8 protein-coding genes are annotated in these 13,639 nt (G+C 63.2%); 4 read left to right on the top strand and 4 right to left on the bottom strand.

What is annotated here, in order from left to right; all coding sequences use genetic code 11:
* Positions 1-3: 3 nt before the first annotated feature.
* The gene (locus AC1RRC_RS00955) at positions 4-1,107 is read left to right on the top strand and encodes a LacI family DNA-binding transcriptional regulator (RefSeq protein ID WP_493053366.1); all 1,104 of its coding nucleotides are present in this window, start codon (positions 4-6) and stop codon (positions 1,105-1,107) included.
* A gap of 106 nt (positions 1,108-1,213) precedes the next feature.
* On the opposite strand, the gene AC1RRC_RS00950 is transcribed toward AC1RRC_RS00955, so the two are convergent.
* The gene (locus tag AC1RRC_RS00950) at positions 1,214-2,245 is read right to left on the bottom strand and encodes a LacI family DNA-binding transcriptional regulator (protein ID WP_493053365.1); all 1,032 of its coding nucleotides are present in this window, start codon (positions 2,243-2,245) and stop codon (positions 1,214-1,216) included.
* Between the two features lie 208 nt (positions 2,246-2,453).
* Between AC1RRC_RS00950 and AC1RRC_RS00945 the strand changes: the two genes are divergently transcribed.
* The 3 genes from AC1RRC_RS00945 to AC1RRC_RS00935 all read left to right on the top strand — a co-directional run bounded on the left by AC1RRC_RS00945 (position 2,454) and on the right by AC1RRC_RS00935 (position 6,146).
* Complete coding sequence (locus AC1RRC_RS00945; protein WP_493053364.1) at positions 2,454-3,935, top strand: MFS transporter; 1,482 nt, start codon at positions 2,454-2,456, stop codon at positions 3,933-3,935.
* Positions 3,936-3,982: 47 nt separating this feature from the next.
* On the top strand, positions 3,983-4,996 hold the full coding sequence (locus AC1RRC_RS00940; RefSeq protein ID WP_493053363.1) for a glycoside hydrolase family 43 protein: 1,014 nt from the start codon (positions 3,983-3,985) through the stop codon (positions 4,994-4,996).
* Between the two features lie 388 nt (positions 4,997-5,384).
* On the top strand, positions 5,385-6,146 hold the full coding sequence (locus AC1RRC_RS00935) for a hypothetical protein (protein WP_493053362.1): 762 nt from the start codon (positions 5,385-5,387) through the stop codon (positions 6,144-6,146).
* Between the two features lie 59 nt (positions 6,147-6,205).
* On the opposite strand, the gene AC1RRC_RS00930 is transcribed toward AC1RRC_RS00935, so the two are convergent.
* The 3 genes from AC1RRC_RS00930 to AC1RRC_RS00920 are packed head-to-tail and all read right to left on the bottom strand — an operon-like array spanning position 6,206 to position 13,281.
* On the bottom strand, positions 6,206-7,366 hold the full coding sequence (locus tag AC1RRC_RS00930; RefSeq protein WP_493053361.1) for an endo-1,4-beta-xylanase: 1,161 nt from the start codon (positions 7,364-7,366) through the stop codon (positions 6,206-6,208).
* A gap of 60 nt (positions 7,367-7,426) precedes the next feature.
* Positions 7,427-10,153, bottom strand: a complete 2,727-nt coding sequence (galB, locus tag AC1RRC_RS00925; protein WP_493053360.1) for a beta-galactosidase GalB — start codon at positions 10,151-10,153, stop codon at positions 7,427-7,429.
* Positions 10,154-10,167: 14 nt separating this feature from the next.
* The gene (locus AC1RRC_RS00920; RefSeq protein WP_493053359.1) at positions 10,168-13,281 is read right to left on the bottom strand and encodes a TonB-dependent receptor; all 3,114 of its coding nucleotides are present in this window, start codon (positions 13,279-13,281) and stop codon (positions 10,168-10,170) included.
* Positions 13,282-13,639 lie beyond the last annotated feature (358 nt).

Raw genomic sequence — 13,639 nt, 5'->3', positions numbered from 1 at the left:
CCAATGACAACAACAACCGCGAAAAGCCAACCTGTCCCCGCTGACGGGCAAAAACCGCACGCCCCGACCATGTCCGACGTGGCGGAACTGGCGGGCGTGTCACCGATGACCGTCTCCAGAGTCATGAACGGCGACACCAAGGTCCGGGACAAGACCCGCGCCAAGGTCATGGCGGCCGTCGCCTCGCTCAACTACACGCCGAACCAGGTGGCGCGCCGCCTGGCTGGTTCGCATGCGATGCGCGTCGGCTTCCTGTACGCCAATCCCAGCGCGGGCTACATCAGTGAATTCCTGGTCGGCTTGCTGAACCAGGCCAGTTCCAACAACGTGCAACTGGTGGTGGAAAAATGTGAAGACGATGCGCGCGACCAGGCGCGCCGCCTGATCGCCAATGGCATCGACGGCATCATCGTGCCGCCGCCGCTGTGCGACGACGGGAAATTGATTGACCTGATTACCGAAGCCGGCACCCCGGCTGTCACCGTGGCGTGCGGCACACCCGATCCGCGCGTGGGCGGCGTCAGCATCGATGACTTCCAGGCGGCCTACAGCATGGCCAGCCACCTGGTGGCGCTGGGCCACCAGCGCATCGCCTTTGTGGCGGGCAATCCGAACCAGAGCGTCAGCGCGCGCCGCCTGGCCGGCTTCAAGGCCGCCATCGCCGCGCATAAACTGCCGGACGCGCCGGAACTGATCGTACAAGGCCTGTTCACCTACCGCTCAGGCCTCGACGCGGCCGAAACGCTGCTGGCACTGGCGGCCCGTCCCACCGCGATCTTCGCCAGCAATGACGACATGGCGGCCGCCGTGGTGGCGGTGGCGCACCGGCTGGGCCTCGATGTGCCGGGCGACCTGACCGTGGCGGGCTTCGACGATACGCCGCTGGCGACGACGATCTGGCCGGAACTGACCACGGTGCGGCAACCGATTGCCGACATGGCGGAAGCCGCGGTGCGCTTCGTGGTGCAGCAAATCCGGGGCAAGCGGGATGGAGAAGATGCGGGACCGGAGCAGATGGTGATGGATTATGCGCTGGTGCGGCGCCAGTCCGATGCCGCGCCGCGCCTGCGCCCGCCGAGCCGCCTGGCCGGCAAGGCCAAGGCATAGGCAAGGCCGGTAGCGTGTAACCCGTAGGGCGGTTTCCGCCGGGCGGAAGCCGCCATTGCATGCGCCAAGGCGGCGCGCACCGGCGCCACGCAATGCGCAAGCGCCGTCAGGCCACCACCCGCGTCCGTGGACGCACGCGTGGCGCCGCATCGGATTGCCGCCGGATCAGGGTAAAGTCCACCAGCTGCTGCTCCACCGCCGCAGGCTTGCACTGCCGGATCCCTTTCACCTGCTCCACCAGGCAGCGCACTGCCATCTCCGCCATTTCCGCGATCGGCTGGTGCACCGTGGTCAGTTCCGGCCAGATGGTGGTGGCCAGCGCGGTATCGTCGAACCCCACCACCGTCAAATCGCCCGGCACATCCAGTCCCATCTTGTGCGCCACGGCCACCACGCCGGCCGCCATATCGTCATTGCTGGCAAAGACGGCGCTCGGCCGTTCGGCCAGCGCCAGCAGGGTTTCCGCCGCTTCCAGGCCCGAACGGTAATGGAACATGCCCGGCGCCACCAGTTCCGGCGACAAATCCCCGCCGCACTCTTGCATCGCCGCGCGGAAGCCGTCCAACCGCGGCCCGGTGACCGACTGGTCCGGGTTCCCGGTGATAAAGCCAATGCGGCGATGGCCCAGGCGCAGCAAATGGCGCGTCATGTCGTAGGCGGCCTGGCGGTCGTCGATCATGATGGCGTTGATGCGGCTGTCGATCGGGCCGCACGCCACCGCCACCAGCGGAATCCCGGCAGCCAGCACCGGATCCGTGATCGCGGGGATGTCGCACAGCGGCGGCGGCAAGATCACGCCGTCGAGCTGCTGCGCCAGCATGCGCCCGGTGGGCGCCGCCGGCGGCTGCCCCAGCTCGCACTTTTCCACCACCAGCTGGATATTGTTGAGGGTGGCCGCCGCCAGCAAGCCGCGCAGGAATTCGGTCAGGTACGGGCCGGTCGGATAGCTGTACATGAACCCGGCCCGTATCGCGCGCGCGCCCGCCAGGCCACGGGCCAGCTGGTTCGGCGCGTAGTTCAGCGCCGCCATGGCTTCCGTGACTTTCCTGCGGGTGTCTTCATGCACCTTGTCGGAATGGTTCATCACACGCGACACGGTCATTTCCGATACGCCCGCCATCTTTGCCACATCGGACATGCTGGGCGCGCGCCGTGCGCTGCTGCTTTTTGGGTTTTTGGTTGCGGTGGACATTTTTGCAGTGTAGCACAGGGCCAAAACGCCCCCGTCATACCGCTTGACGCTGCCGCGCAATTCCGCCACACTTCATAAATGTTAGCGCCTTACATTTAATGTTTGAGTTATGTGATACGCTATCACCAGCATAATAATTACGACGAGACATTCCATGACACGCAACCAATCGGGCGATGCCGTGCCCACCCTGGAAAAGATCGGCTACAGCCTGGGCGACCTGGCCGCCAACCTGATCTTCCAGACCCTGCTGACATTCATCGCCTTCTTTTACACCGACGTATACCAATTGCCGCCCACCACGGCGGCCACGATCATTTTCCTCGGCGGCCTGGCAGGCGCCTGCTTCAATCCCTTGATGGGCCTGATCGCGGACCGCACGCAAACCCGCTGGGGCAAGTTCCGTCCGTGGATCCTGTGGACCGCGCTGCCCTTTGGCGCGATTGCCATCCTGGCCTTCAGCACACCGGACCTGCCGCCCGGCGGCAAGGTGGCCTATGCCGCGGTCACCTACGTGCTCTTGATGCTGGTGTACTCCGCCAACAATCTGCCCTATGCGGCATTGAGCGGCGTCCTGACCGGCAGCATGGCCGAACGCAACAGCCTGTCGGCCTACCGCTTCGTGGCGGTGATGGTGGCGCAATTCATTATCCAGGTGCTGTTGCTGCCGCTGGTGCTGATCCTTGGCGACGGCGACAAGATGCTGGGCTTCCAGCGCACCATGATGGTGTTTGCCGGCGCCGGCACGCTGTGTTTCCTGGCGACGTTTTTCACCACCCGCGAACGCATCGTGCCGTCGCCGGCGCAGCGCTCCACCGTACGGCAGGATGTGGCCGACCTGGCCAGCAACCGCCCCTGGATCATCATGCTGGTGCTGACCATCCTGATCTTCGTGACCCTGGCGCTGAAAGGCGGCATGTACATCTATTACTTCAAAAATTACCTGCACGAAGCGGCGCTGGCCGCCTTCCTGCGCGATATCGGTTTCAATGGTTTCATCGACAGCGTGAACCACGGCCTGACCAGCATGGGCCTGACCAGGTTCCAGTGGCCGGAAGACGCCGCCACCTCCGGCTTCAGCCTGTTCAACGCGGGCGGCATCGTGTTCATGATCGCCGGCATCGGCTTTTCCAAGCCGCTGGCGGACCGTTTCGGCAAGCGCAATACCTTCGGCGGCACGCTGCTGGTGTCGACCCTGTTCATGCTGGCGTTTTATGTGTATCCGCCGCACGCCATCGGCGCGGTGTTCGCGTCGCAAGTCGCGCATGGCTTCTTCTACGGCATCACGATCCCGCTGCTGTGGGCCATGATCGCCGACGTGGCCGATTACTCCGAATGGAAAAACAACCGCCGCGCCACGGCCTTGCTGTTTTCCGCGATTATCTTCGGCCTGAAAGCGGGCCTGAGCCTGGGCAGCGCGCTGGTGGCCGGCCTGCTGTCGCACTATGGCTATGACACGCACGCGGCGCTGCAGGCGCCGGCCACCGTGGACGGCATCCGCGTGGCGGTCAGCCTGTATGCGTCCGCGCCGTTCCTGCTGTGCGTGGCGTGTCTGGGATTGTATGAAATCCGCAAAAGCATGGAAGTGCAAATCGAGCGCGACCTGGCCGCGCGCCGCACACCCAAGGCAGCCTGAGACTGCCCGTATCGAATTCTTCACTGTTGACTTTAGACTGGACTGCCATGCCTCACCAACTGCAAGGCGAGCAAGCCGCGGCGCTGGCCGCGCGCGAAATTGCACCGCCGCTCGTCAGCCACATTTACACGGCCGACCCTTCCGCCCACGTGTTCGATGGCCGAATTTACATTTATCCTTCGCACGACATCGAAGCCGGCATTGCCTTCAATGACAATGGCGACCACTTTGCCATGGAGGATTACCACATCCTGTCGCTGGAGCATCCCGGCGCGGCGGCGACCGACCATGGCGTCGCACTGCACGTGGACGACGTGCCATGGGCCGCGCGCCAGATGTGGGCGCCGGATGCGGCACGCAAGGATGGCAAGTATTACCTGTACTTCCCGGCCAAGCGCGCGGACGGCATTTTCCAGATCGGCGTTGCGGTGGGCGACGCCCCCGCCGGCCCCTTCATCGCGGAGCCGCAACCGATCGACGGCAGCTACTCCATCGATCCATGCGTGCTGGCGGACGGCGACGCGCACTACATGGCTTTTGGGGGCATCTGGGGCGGACAGCTGCAAAAATACCGGGGCAACGCGTACCATGCGTCCCATGAAGAGCCACAGGACCATGAGCCGGCGCTGGGCCCGCGCATCGCGCGCCTGTCGGACGACATGAAGCAGTTTGCCGAGCCGCCGCGCGAACTGGCGATCCTGGACCCGCAAGGCCGGCCGCTGCTGGCGGGCGACCACGAACGCCGCTATTTCGAAGGCCCCTGGCTGCACCGGTATGGCGGCAAGTATTACCTGTCGTATTCGACCGGCAACACCCATAACATCTGCTATGCGACATCGGAAGACATCTATGGCCCGTACACCTACCAGGGCCGCATTTTGAGCCCGGTGATCGGCTGGACCACGCACCATTCGATCTGTGTATTCGAAGACCGCTGGTATCTGTTCTATCACGACAGCAGCCTGTCGCAAGGCATCACGCACCTGCGCTCCGTCAAGATGGCGGAGCTGCGCTACGATGCCGATGGCAGGATTTTGCCGATCGATCCGTATCCTGGCTGAGGCCCTGCGCTTCGCCTGAACCGGCCGTTCCTTTGCGGGCCCGATACCATCGGCGCCCGTTTTTTTTGGTGGGCCGCCACATAACTCAAGACCCGTGGCGTAACTCCCGTAGGGTGGTTTTGCCAAAGGCAAAGCCGCCATGCATCAGCCCAAGACAGAGCGGCATCGATTGGACGCGGCAGGTACCCCTCCCTGCTTTTTACGATCTTACTAATTCGCGCGATCCGCACATACCGGCCGCTTTCTGATTCCCTCCCGATCTTTCATCCAGGCGGGAACTTAAACCCGCGACACCTGTCCAAGTTTTAGTAACCGTTATAGCGAAGCCGTGCGGCTTCATCTTGGGTAGCAATCGATCGCGAAATCGGTTTTTGGGGAGGAGACCACCATGTCTTACATTCACCGCCATATTCACATGCCCACGGATTTGCTCATGGCATTCAGCAAGCACACAGGCCTGTTCTGGAGTGGGATTGAAATCGAGGGGGCGATTTGCGATGTGCTTGCCGCTGCCATGCAATCGCAGCCGGCGCAGGGGCCAGAGCAAACGCAGGAGGTGGATGCGGCCAACGGCTACCAATGGAAACAAGTCTTCCTGCCCGAAGGTACAGTACTGCGCGCCAGCTTCGGGCGCCAGCCTTACTACGCCGTGGTGGAAGGTTCCGAGATCAAGTATGGCAAATTCAGCCTGTCACCATCGGCTTTCGCCAACCTGCAAGGCAGTGGCAACCGCAACGCTTGGAAGGCGGTCTGGCTGCGTTTTCCGGGGTTCAAGGATTGGGTGCGCGCCGATGAATGCCGCACTGCGCGGCGGGCAGTGACGGCGCGGCTGTTCGAACCGCATCTGCCGGCGGAATCAGGCGAACCGGCGGCAATGCCGGCTGTTCCGATCGGGCCTCTCCAGCAACGCTACACTGAAAAGGCTCCAATGCAGCATGAGATCACGCCCCTTTTCCAGTTGCTTCGCGACTTCCCTGAAGGCGAAACTGACAGCACCGCCCCAGCGCCGGCACGCGAAGAACCCAGCCGGCCAGCACGTCCTGCGCCAGACGCTTCCTCGTCTGGCAAAAAGCGCAGCAGGCGTCAGCGCAAGGCCGGCAAGAACAGCGCGAAAAAGCGTCGCGGAATGACTCCCGACAATCCGCGATGACCGTTGCAAAGCCGCGTTAATTGGCGGTGCAAATGCCCGGGCGTGCAGGCCGGAATAAGCTACGCGGCCCGCTGAGGCATCCCTTTCAACACGTCTGCTATCGCCGCCCGCATCGGCTTGGCCTGCAATTGCGCGTCGTATGGCGTGGGGCGCGACGGCAAGCCATCGCGGCGCTTCGCATCTTTCCAGGTTTGCAGCCAGCTGACATCATCGCTCATGCCCCACAACAGAAAATCGCGGCAGCGCGGGTAACTCAAGGTCAGTTCCAGGAAATCGCGCGCGATGCCGGCGGCAGCCGCATCGCGCTGCGCCACGTCGGCCGGCAATTCCTTGTCGCTGACGTCGAATTCCGTGATCAGCAAATCCAATCCCATGCCGGTCGCTTCATCGAGGAAGGCGCGCCAGTCGCGCAGGCTGCGCGTGCGCGCTTCGCTGTCACCGGCGCCGCCCCAGGCGCCGATATGGCTTTGCAAACCCAGCGCATGCAGCGGCGTGCCGCGCGCCTTCAAGTCCGCCAGCAATGTCAAGACACCGGCGCGGTGCTTCGCGCTATCCTTCCCCGGTCCCATGTAATCGTTGTAGACCAGTTGCGCGTGCGGCGCGTGTTCCCGCGCCAGGCGGAACGCCACCTCGATCTGCTCCACCGCGCCCATGTTCTTGTTCAGCGCATTAACGATCAATTCGCCCGTGGCGGGATTGACCGCTTCGTTGACCACGTCATAGCTGTACACATCCTTGCCAAAGTGCCCGCACACGGCGGCGATATGGCTGCGCAGTTCACGTTCCGCGCCCCTGGCGTCATAGGTCTTGCGGCTGACCCAGTCCGGCAACCAGCGCGGATCTTGCCACACCAGGCAATGGCCACGGATTTGCATGTTGTTTTGCTTGGCCCAGCCAAACAGTTCATCGGCCAGGCGGAAGTCATGCGCGCCCGGTTTTGGTTGCAGCGCCTGCCACTTGCTTTCATTTTCCGCCACCAGCACACCGCACTCGCGCGCCATCAATGCGCGGTAGGCCGGATTGCGGAAGTGCGTCGCGCCCGCGCTGTCGTTCATGGTGCCGATGGCGTTGCCAAAGCGCAGTCCCTTGCGCGCGGCCAGTGCTTTCAGCGTGTCGCCATCGGCTGCCACGGCAGGCGCCTGTCCCTGCCCCGCGGCCCATGCCGTAGGCGCCAGTCCCAGCGCGGCCAGCTGCAGCATCGATTGTCGGCGTGTCGTCATTGATCTTGTCTCCATTGCTTGTTATTGAATGCCGGCGGGACAAGCATAGCCCCTGCCTAGCTACGGATTGATCACCACGGCCGTGGTTTGCAAGCCATCGGCTTCCGCCCGCACCGTGATCGGCCCTTTCCGCCCCGGTATTGCCCGCACGATGGCGAGGCACAGCCCATTGAACGCCGCCCGCTGCGCGGACGGGAATGGCGTGAAACTGGTGGCGTCGCCATTGTCGGTGGCGACCAATTCCCCCGCCCCGCTGACCGTGAAGCGGATTGGATTGTTCGCGCGCGGCGACGTCACCCCGGCCGCATCGGCAATCCGCACCGTGATAAACGCCAGGTCCTTGCCATCGGCGGCAACGCGCTGCCGGTCCGACTGCGCGTGCAGCGCGGCCGGCGCCTGGGCGGTGCGCACCACGTCGCGCGCCCACTCCTTGCCATCCTTGTAGGCCACCACGGACACTTCGCCGGGCTGGTACGCGACAAAATCCCAGCGCAGCCGGTATTCATACAGCGCCTTCTTGCGCTTGCCCTGCGACTGGCCATTGATGAACAGTTCCGCCTCGTCGCCGGACGTGAATACGTGAACCGGCGTGGTTTCCCCCACCCGCTCCGGCCACGTCCAGTGCGGCAGGATATGCGCCATCGGCAAATCCGGACGCCAGCGCGCCTGGTACAAATAAAAGCGGTCTTTCCTGAAGCCGGCCAGGTCGATGATCCCGGAATACGAACTGCGCGCCTCGTAATACGGGGTCGGCTCGCCCAGGTAATCAAACCCGGTCCAGACGAATTCACCCGCCACATAGGGATGCTGGTCATCGGCCGACCACGACCGGTCCGGCGAACTGCCGAAATCGGCGGCAAACAATTCATAGGAACTGACTTGCTTTGTCTTCGGGTCGCCGCCCACACCCGGGCGCACCGGGCCGCTGATGGTGCCCGGCACCGGGAACTGATATTCGCCACGGCTGCTCAGCGCCGACGCGCTTTCGGTCGACACGATCATCTTATCCGGATAGCGCTGGCGAAACGCGGGAAACTGGCCCGGCAAGCTGCGGATGCCCGCGCCCTGGTAATTCAAGCCAATCACGTCCACCGTGCCGGGCAGCGGCATGTCCGCCTTGGCAAAGTTCATGGCGTTGGTCAGCGGGCGCGTGCTGTCTTCCTCGCGTGCGATGGCCGCCAGCCGGTTACCCAGCGCGGCGCCCGCCTCGCCCGTGTATTGCTCCCCCACTTCGTTGCCGACGCTCCACAGCATGATCGACGGGTGATTGCGGTCGCGCCGCAGCATCGAACGCAAATCCTGTTCATGCCAGTCCGGGAACAGCAGATGGAAATCGTGCGGCGTTTTCTTGCGCTCCCAGGAATCGAACACTTCATCGATCACCAGGAAACCCATGCGGTCGGTCAGTTCCAGCAATTCCGGCGCGGGCGGGTTGTGGCTCATGCGGATGGCGTTGACACCCATCTCGCGCAGCATGTCGAGCTGGCGTTCCGCCGCCCGCACATTGAACGCCGCGCCCAGCGCGCCCAGGTCGTGGTGGTTGTTGACACCCTGGATGCGCAACCGTTCACCGTTGACAAACAAGCCTTGCGTCGCATCGAAACGCACGGTACGGATGCCAAACGGCGTTTCATACCGGTCCAGCACGCGGCCATCGCGCCGCACGGTGGTGACGGCGACATAACGGTGCGGCTGCTGTGCCGGAGGCGGTCCCCACAGGCGGGGCTTGGCGATCGACACGCTGGCCTCGACCGTTTGCCGCGCGCGGGCGCCGATGCGCACCTGCCGTGGTGCGGTCGTGGCCAGCACCGGACCGGCCGGCGCGCCCACCGCGTCCAGCGCTTGGACCTGCGTCGTCACTTCCACGTCGGCATCCTGCGCGCCATCGTTATCCACCGTGACCGCCAGTTCGACTTTGGCCGCTTCGCTTGTAACTTGCGGCGTGCGCACCACCGTGCCCCAGTGGCCCACGTGCTGCGGTGCGGTCTTGGTCAGCCAGACATTGCGGTACAGGCCCGCCCCCGGATACCAGCGTGCCGATTCCGCCGGGTTGTCGAGCCGGATCGCCAGCTGGTTATTGCCGCTATTGTCCAGGTACGGCGTCAGGTCGAGGCGGAACGAGTTATAGCCATAGGGCCAGCCGCCCACCAGGCGGCCATTGAGCCACACCATGGCATGCGACATGGCCCCGTCGATATCGAGGAAGATGGATTTGCCGCCATCCGCCGCAGGCAAGGCAAACTGCTTGCGGTACCAGACCGGGCCCCAGGTTTTCAGGCGCCCCATGCCGCCATACGGGCCGCTGGTCAAGAACGGACCGGCGATGGCCCAGTCGTGCGGCAGGCTGACCGGCCGCCACGCGCCATCGTCAAAGCCGCCCCGCACGAATGGCACGTCCAGCGGCGGTTCCTGGGCCGGGCGCACGGCGCGTTTGGCGGGATCGCGCACGAAGGCATTCCCGCTCGGCAGGATCCACGGTTTTAATACCTGGTGCGTTGCCGCCCGCACCTGCTCCGCCTCGTCGGGGCGGGCGTCGGCGACCTTGCCATCGGCGCTCTGGCGGATCGGCGGGCGCACATCGTATTGCAAATGCGGCGTCATGCCATCCGGGTCGCCCATGTGAAAGCGCCAGCCATCATTGAAGGACAGGCGTTCGCGGCCGGCCGTGGCGGCATTGGATGCGGTGGCGGCGCCGGCCGCCAATAACGGCGCGGGTGCGAATGCCGCGCCAATCGCCAGCGACAGCAGCATGGCGGGGGCGAGGCGGAACGGCAAAATCGTGTTCAATCACATCTCCAAAGTCAGAAGGTCGACCGCAGCGACACCGTATAGCTGCGGCCCGGGCGGTTTTCATCAAAGATCGCGTTTTCAAACTGGGTATACGTCTTGCTGACCGCATTGTTCAGGTTCCATGCGCTGATCGACAAATCCGCGTTGTAGGCAAAGCCAAAGGCGCGCTTCAGGTTGATGCTGCCCGACAGGTCGATTTGCGTGCGCGGCGTCGAATACGCATACGCGCCGCCCGGCACGTTCAGGCCCGTGTTAGGGTTGGTCACCATGGTCGAGGTGTACTGGCGCGAGACGCGGAAGCTGTAGCCATTGCGTTCATAGTAGACCGTCAGGTTGTTGGTGCGCGGCGGCACCCCGGCGACCGGCGGCGCATTCCTGGTTTCATCGGTCTGCCTGGTGTACGTCAGGTTGCCGGTAAAGCCAAACCCTTTCACCGGCAGCATGTCCAGCGGCTGTTGCCACGTGAATTCCACGCCGCGCACTTTCAGCTTGGTGTCGATGTTGTAAGGCTCCGTGACTTCCACCAGGTGCTTGTCGCGGCCACCGCTAGCGGTCACCGACTGGTTTTGCGCATCGGTCAGGCCGACCGTGCCATACAGCTGGTCCAGTTGCGCCAGCGACAACGTTTGCGTGCGGCTGCCCGGACGGCTGGTGATGTCCTTGGCAAAGCCGCTCAGCGCCACATATGCTTCGCGCGTGAAGTAGTATTCCACGCCCAGGTCCAGGTTGTTGGCCTCGAACGGTTTCAGGTTCGGGTTGGTCACGCTGCCCTGGCGCGCGCCCTGGTCACCGATCGACAGGCGGGTCTGGCGCAAGTCGGCCGGATTGGCGCGGGTCATGGATGTCGAACCCGATGCGCGCAAGATCAGTTCCGGCGTCAGGTTGTAGGCCATCGATGCCGACGGCAGCAAGTTATGGTACTTGACCGTTTCATAGGCCCACTGCGCGATATTCGGATACAGGCCGCCATTGCGCAAGGCCGCATTGCGCGGGTCGGCCGCCGCGGTCAGGTCGCCAATGGTTTGCTCGGTCTGCGCATAGCGCACGCCGGCGTTATAGCGCAGCATGCGGCCCAGGACCGGTGCTTTGCCATTGGCTTCCAGGTACAGGCCGCCGACCTTTTCACGGATATAGCCGCCGCTGCCATTGTTAAAGCCCAGGTAAATATTGTCGCGGAAGTACTGGTAATCCGTATCTTGTGCAAAGCGCGGCCAGTCCACGGTGATGAAACCCTGGTTGGAAGGGATCGCGTATTTGGTGATGTCGGCATTGGTGACTTTCGAGCCCAGGTACGTCAATGGCGCGCCGCCCGCCGTGGACCCGGTGCCGTAACCCGGATAGGTGGTGGCGGCATCGGCCATCGCGCCCGGCGTGCTGCGGCCATCGCAGCCGGGGCTGCGCAGTTGGGTATTCGGCGCAAACAAACGGGCGCTGACATTGTTGCCGCAGGCGACGTTCATCCATGCGTCGGCCACGCCAAAGCTGCGGTAGCGGCGCTCGATATCGTCATACGAACCGCCGAATTTCAGGTTGAAGTCATCGTCGCCCCATTTCAGGTTCAGGCGCGTGCCCTTGGTCGAGTTGGTGCGCTCATACAAATCCATGCGCAGCCCCGACAAGCCCTGCCCGCCCTGGTACCAGCCAAAGTTGCTGGGATCATTCGGATTCAGGTTGCCGGTATAGGTTGGCGTTTCGCCTGCCACCGTGTTGTTGTAGGTGATGACGGATGGCGCGGATTTGGTGGCGAACAGCACGGTCGGCATGTCGCGGTAGAACGAACTGGACGTGATATTCACGTGGCCATCGATGGTCCACTTGTCATTGGGACGCCATTCAAAGCCCGGATTGATGCTGCGGAAGTGGGTGTTTTCCTTCATCGGGCGGTATTCCAGCGCCCAGAAGGTATTGGCCAGGATGCCCTTGGTGACGGTGCAGCCGGTGGCGCAATCGGTCTTGTCGAATTCCATGCCGATCGGAATCGGGGTATTGGCGCGGGTGCCGACGTTCATCCCCTGCTGAACCATCTTCGTGCCTTTTTGCGCGAAGAGGGTGTCGACGTAGATATCCCACTGCTCATTCGGCTGCCACTGGAAGCTCAGCACTTCGCCTTTGCGCTGGCGTTCGCCGCTATACACGATGTGGCGGCCCAAGCGGCCCATCAAGCCATTGTCGATCTGTTCAATGGTGGCGCCCGGATTGAGCGCCAGCAGCATGGCGCGGTCGATCTGCCTGCCCGGCACCAGGATATTGCGGGCATATTCCGGCAACAGGCTCAAAGGCAGGCCCGATGGCACGGTGTCCGGCGTCGATTGCGAACCGCCGCCGGTGGCGTTGGCCTTGTCGCTGGCATTGGTCTGGAACCCTTTCAGCTGGAAGTTGCGCATATCGACGGTCTGGAACGCATCGGTATAAAACCGGGTGTTGCCCCAGGCGACACCGCCCAGCACCCCGACCTTGCCCCACGGGGTTTGCCAGGTATTGCTGATCAGGCCCGAGCCGGTGTTGCCAAACTGGCCGTCGCGGTCGCGGTAATTGCCGGACAGGGTAATCGCGGAGCGGAAGCCGCTCTTGTCGAAAGGCCGCACGCTGCGCATGTTGACGGTGCCGGCCACGCCCCCTTCCACCAAACTGGCTTGCTGGCTTTTATAGACACTGGCGCTGCGGAACAGTTCGGACGGCAGGAAGTCCATGTCGACTTCCCGGTTGGCGCTGATGTTGCCGCCCCAGCTGCCGGCCGACGCCGACGCCATCGGTGCGCCATTGAGCAGCACCCGGGTAAATGCCGCGCCCATGCCACGGATGGAAATGTTCAAGCCCTCGCCGTCGATGGCGCCGCGCGTTACCTGCACGCCAGGGACGCGGGCCAGCGCGTCGGCAATGTTCGGGTCGGGGAATTTGCCGATGTCTTCCGAAAACACGGTATCGGTCAAGCCCACGTTGTCGCGCTTTTCATTGGCCGACAGTGCCAGCGAGCTGCGGAAACCGCTCACCGTCACGACCGGCGCCACGGCCTGCTCCTTGTTCTGATCCTGGGCCAGCGCCTGCGGCGCAAAGGCGCTCGCAATCAGGCCGGCGATCGTGGTGAGGACCAATGCCTGGCGCCCGCCCATCGATGCGTTCTTCATTATTTTTGTCTCCTGTTATAGGCGGCATGGTCGAGGCCGCTGTATTGTTACGTGGATGTTACGCTAACAAATTGTGATAGCGCCATGCATTCCCGCAGAAAAATTTCCGTCTGCTGGCCCGATGTTTTCATTAACATTTAAAATGTTTGGCGCTACCATTCGAATATAGTCTGTTAACCAATGACAGGTCAACCACAAGCCTTGTTCCGTGACGGGAATGCATCACACAAAAAGATTGCGCTAACAAAAATGGAAAAGTTGTGCTAACGGGGCCGGAGACAGCTTGCTTTTCAAGCAATGTCTTGCGCAATCAGCAAGCATTGCGCACAAAAAACCACAAGTGGACAAAACCGCGGCG

This window comes from Pseudoduganella sp. GW821-FHT12E03 (genome assembly GCF_058807115.1).
Note: the sequence above shows the minus strand (reverse complement) of the source record. Positions and strands in the feature narration are given on the sequence as shown.

Coding starts and splice junctions, on each gene's coding strand:
- AC1RRC_RS00955 (WP_493053366.1), top strand. CDS start 4: ATGACAACAACAACCGCGAAAAGCCAACCTGTCCCCGCTGACGGGCAA.
- AC1RRC_RS00950 (WP_493053365.1), bottom strand. CDS start 2,245: ATGTCCGATGTGGCAAAGATGGCGGGCGTATCGGAAATGACCGTGTCG.
- AC1RRC_RS00945 (WP_493053364.1), top strand. CDS start 2,454: ATGACACGCAACCAATCGGGCGATGCCGTGCCCACCCTGGAAAAGATC.
- AC1RRC_RS00940 (WP_493053363.1), top strand. CDS start 3,983: ATGCCTCACCAACTGCAAGGCGAGCAAGCCGCGGCGCTGGCCGCGCGC.
- AC1RRC_RS00935 (WP_493053362.1), top strand. CDS start 5,385: ATGTCTTACATTCACCGCCATATTCACATGCCCACGGATTTGCTCATG.
- AC1RRC_RS00930 (WP_493053361.1), bottom strand. CDS start 7,366: ATGACGACACGCCGACAATCGATGCTGCAGCTGGCCGCGCTGGGACTG.
- AC1RRC_RS00920 (WP_493053359.1), bottom strand. CDS start 13,281: ATGAAGAACGCATCGATGGGCGGGCGCCAGGCATTGGTCCTCACCACG.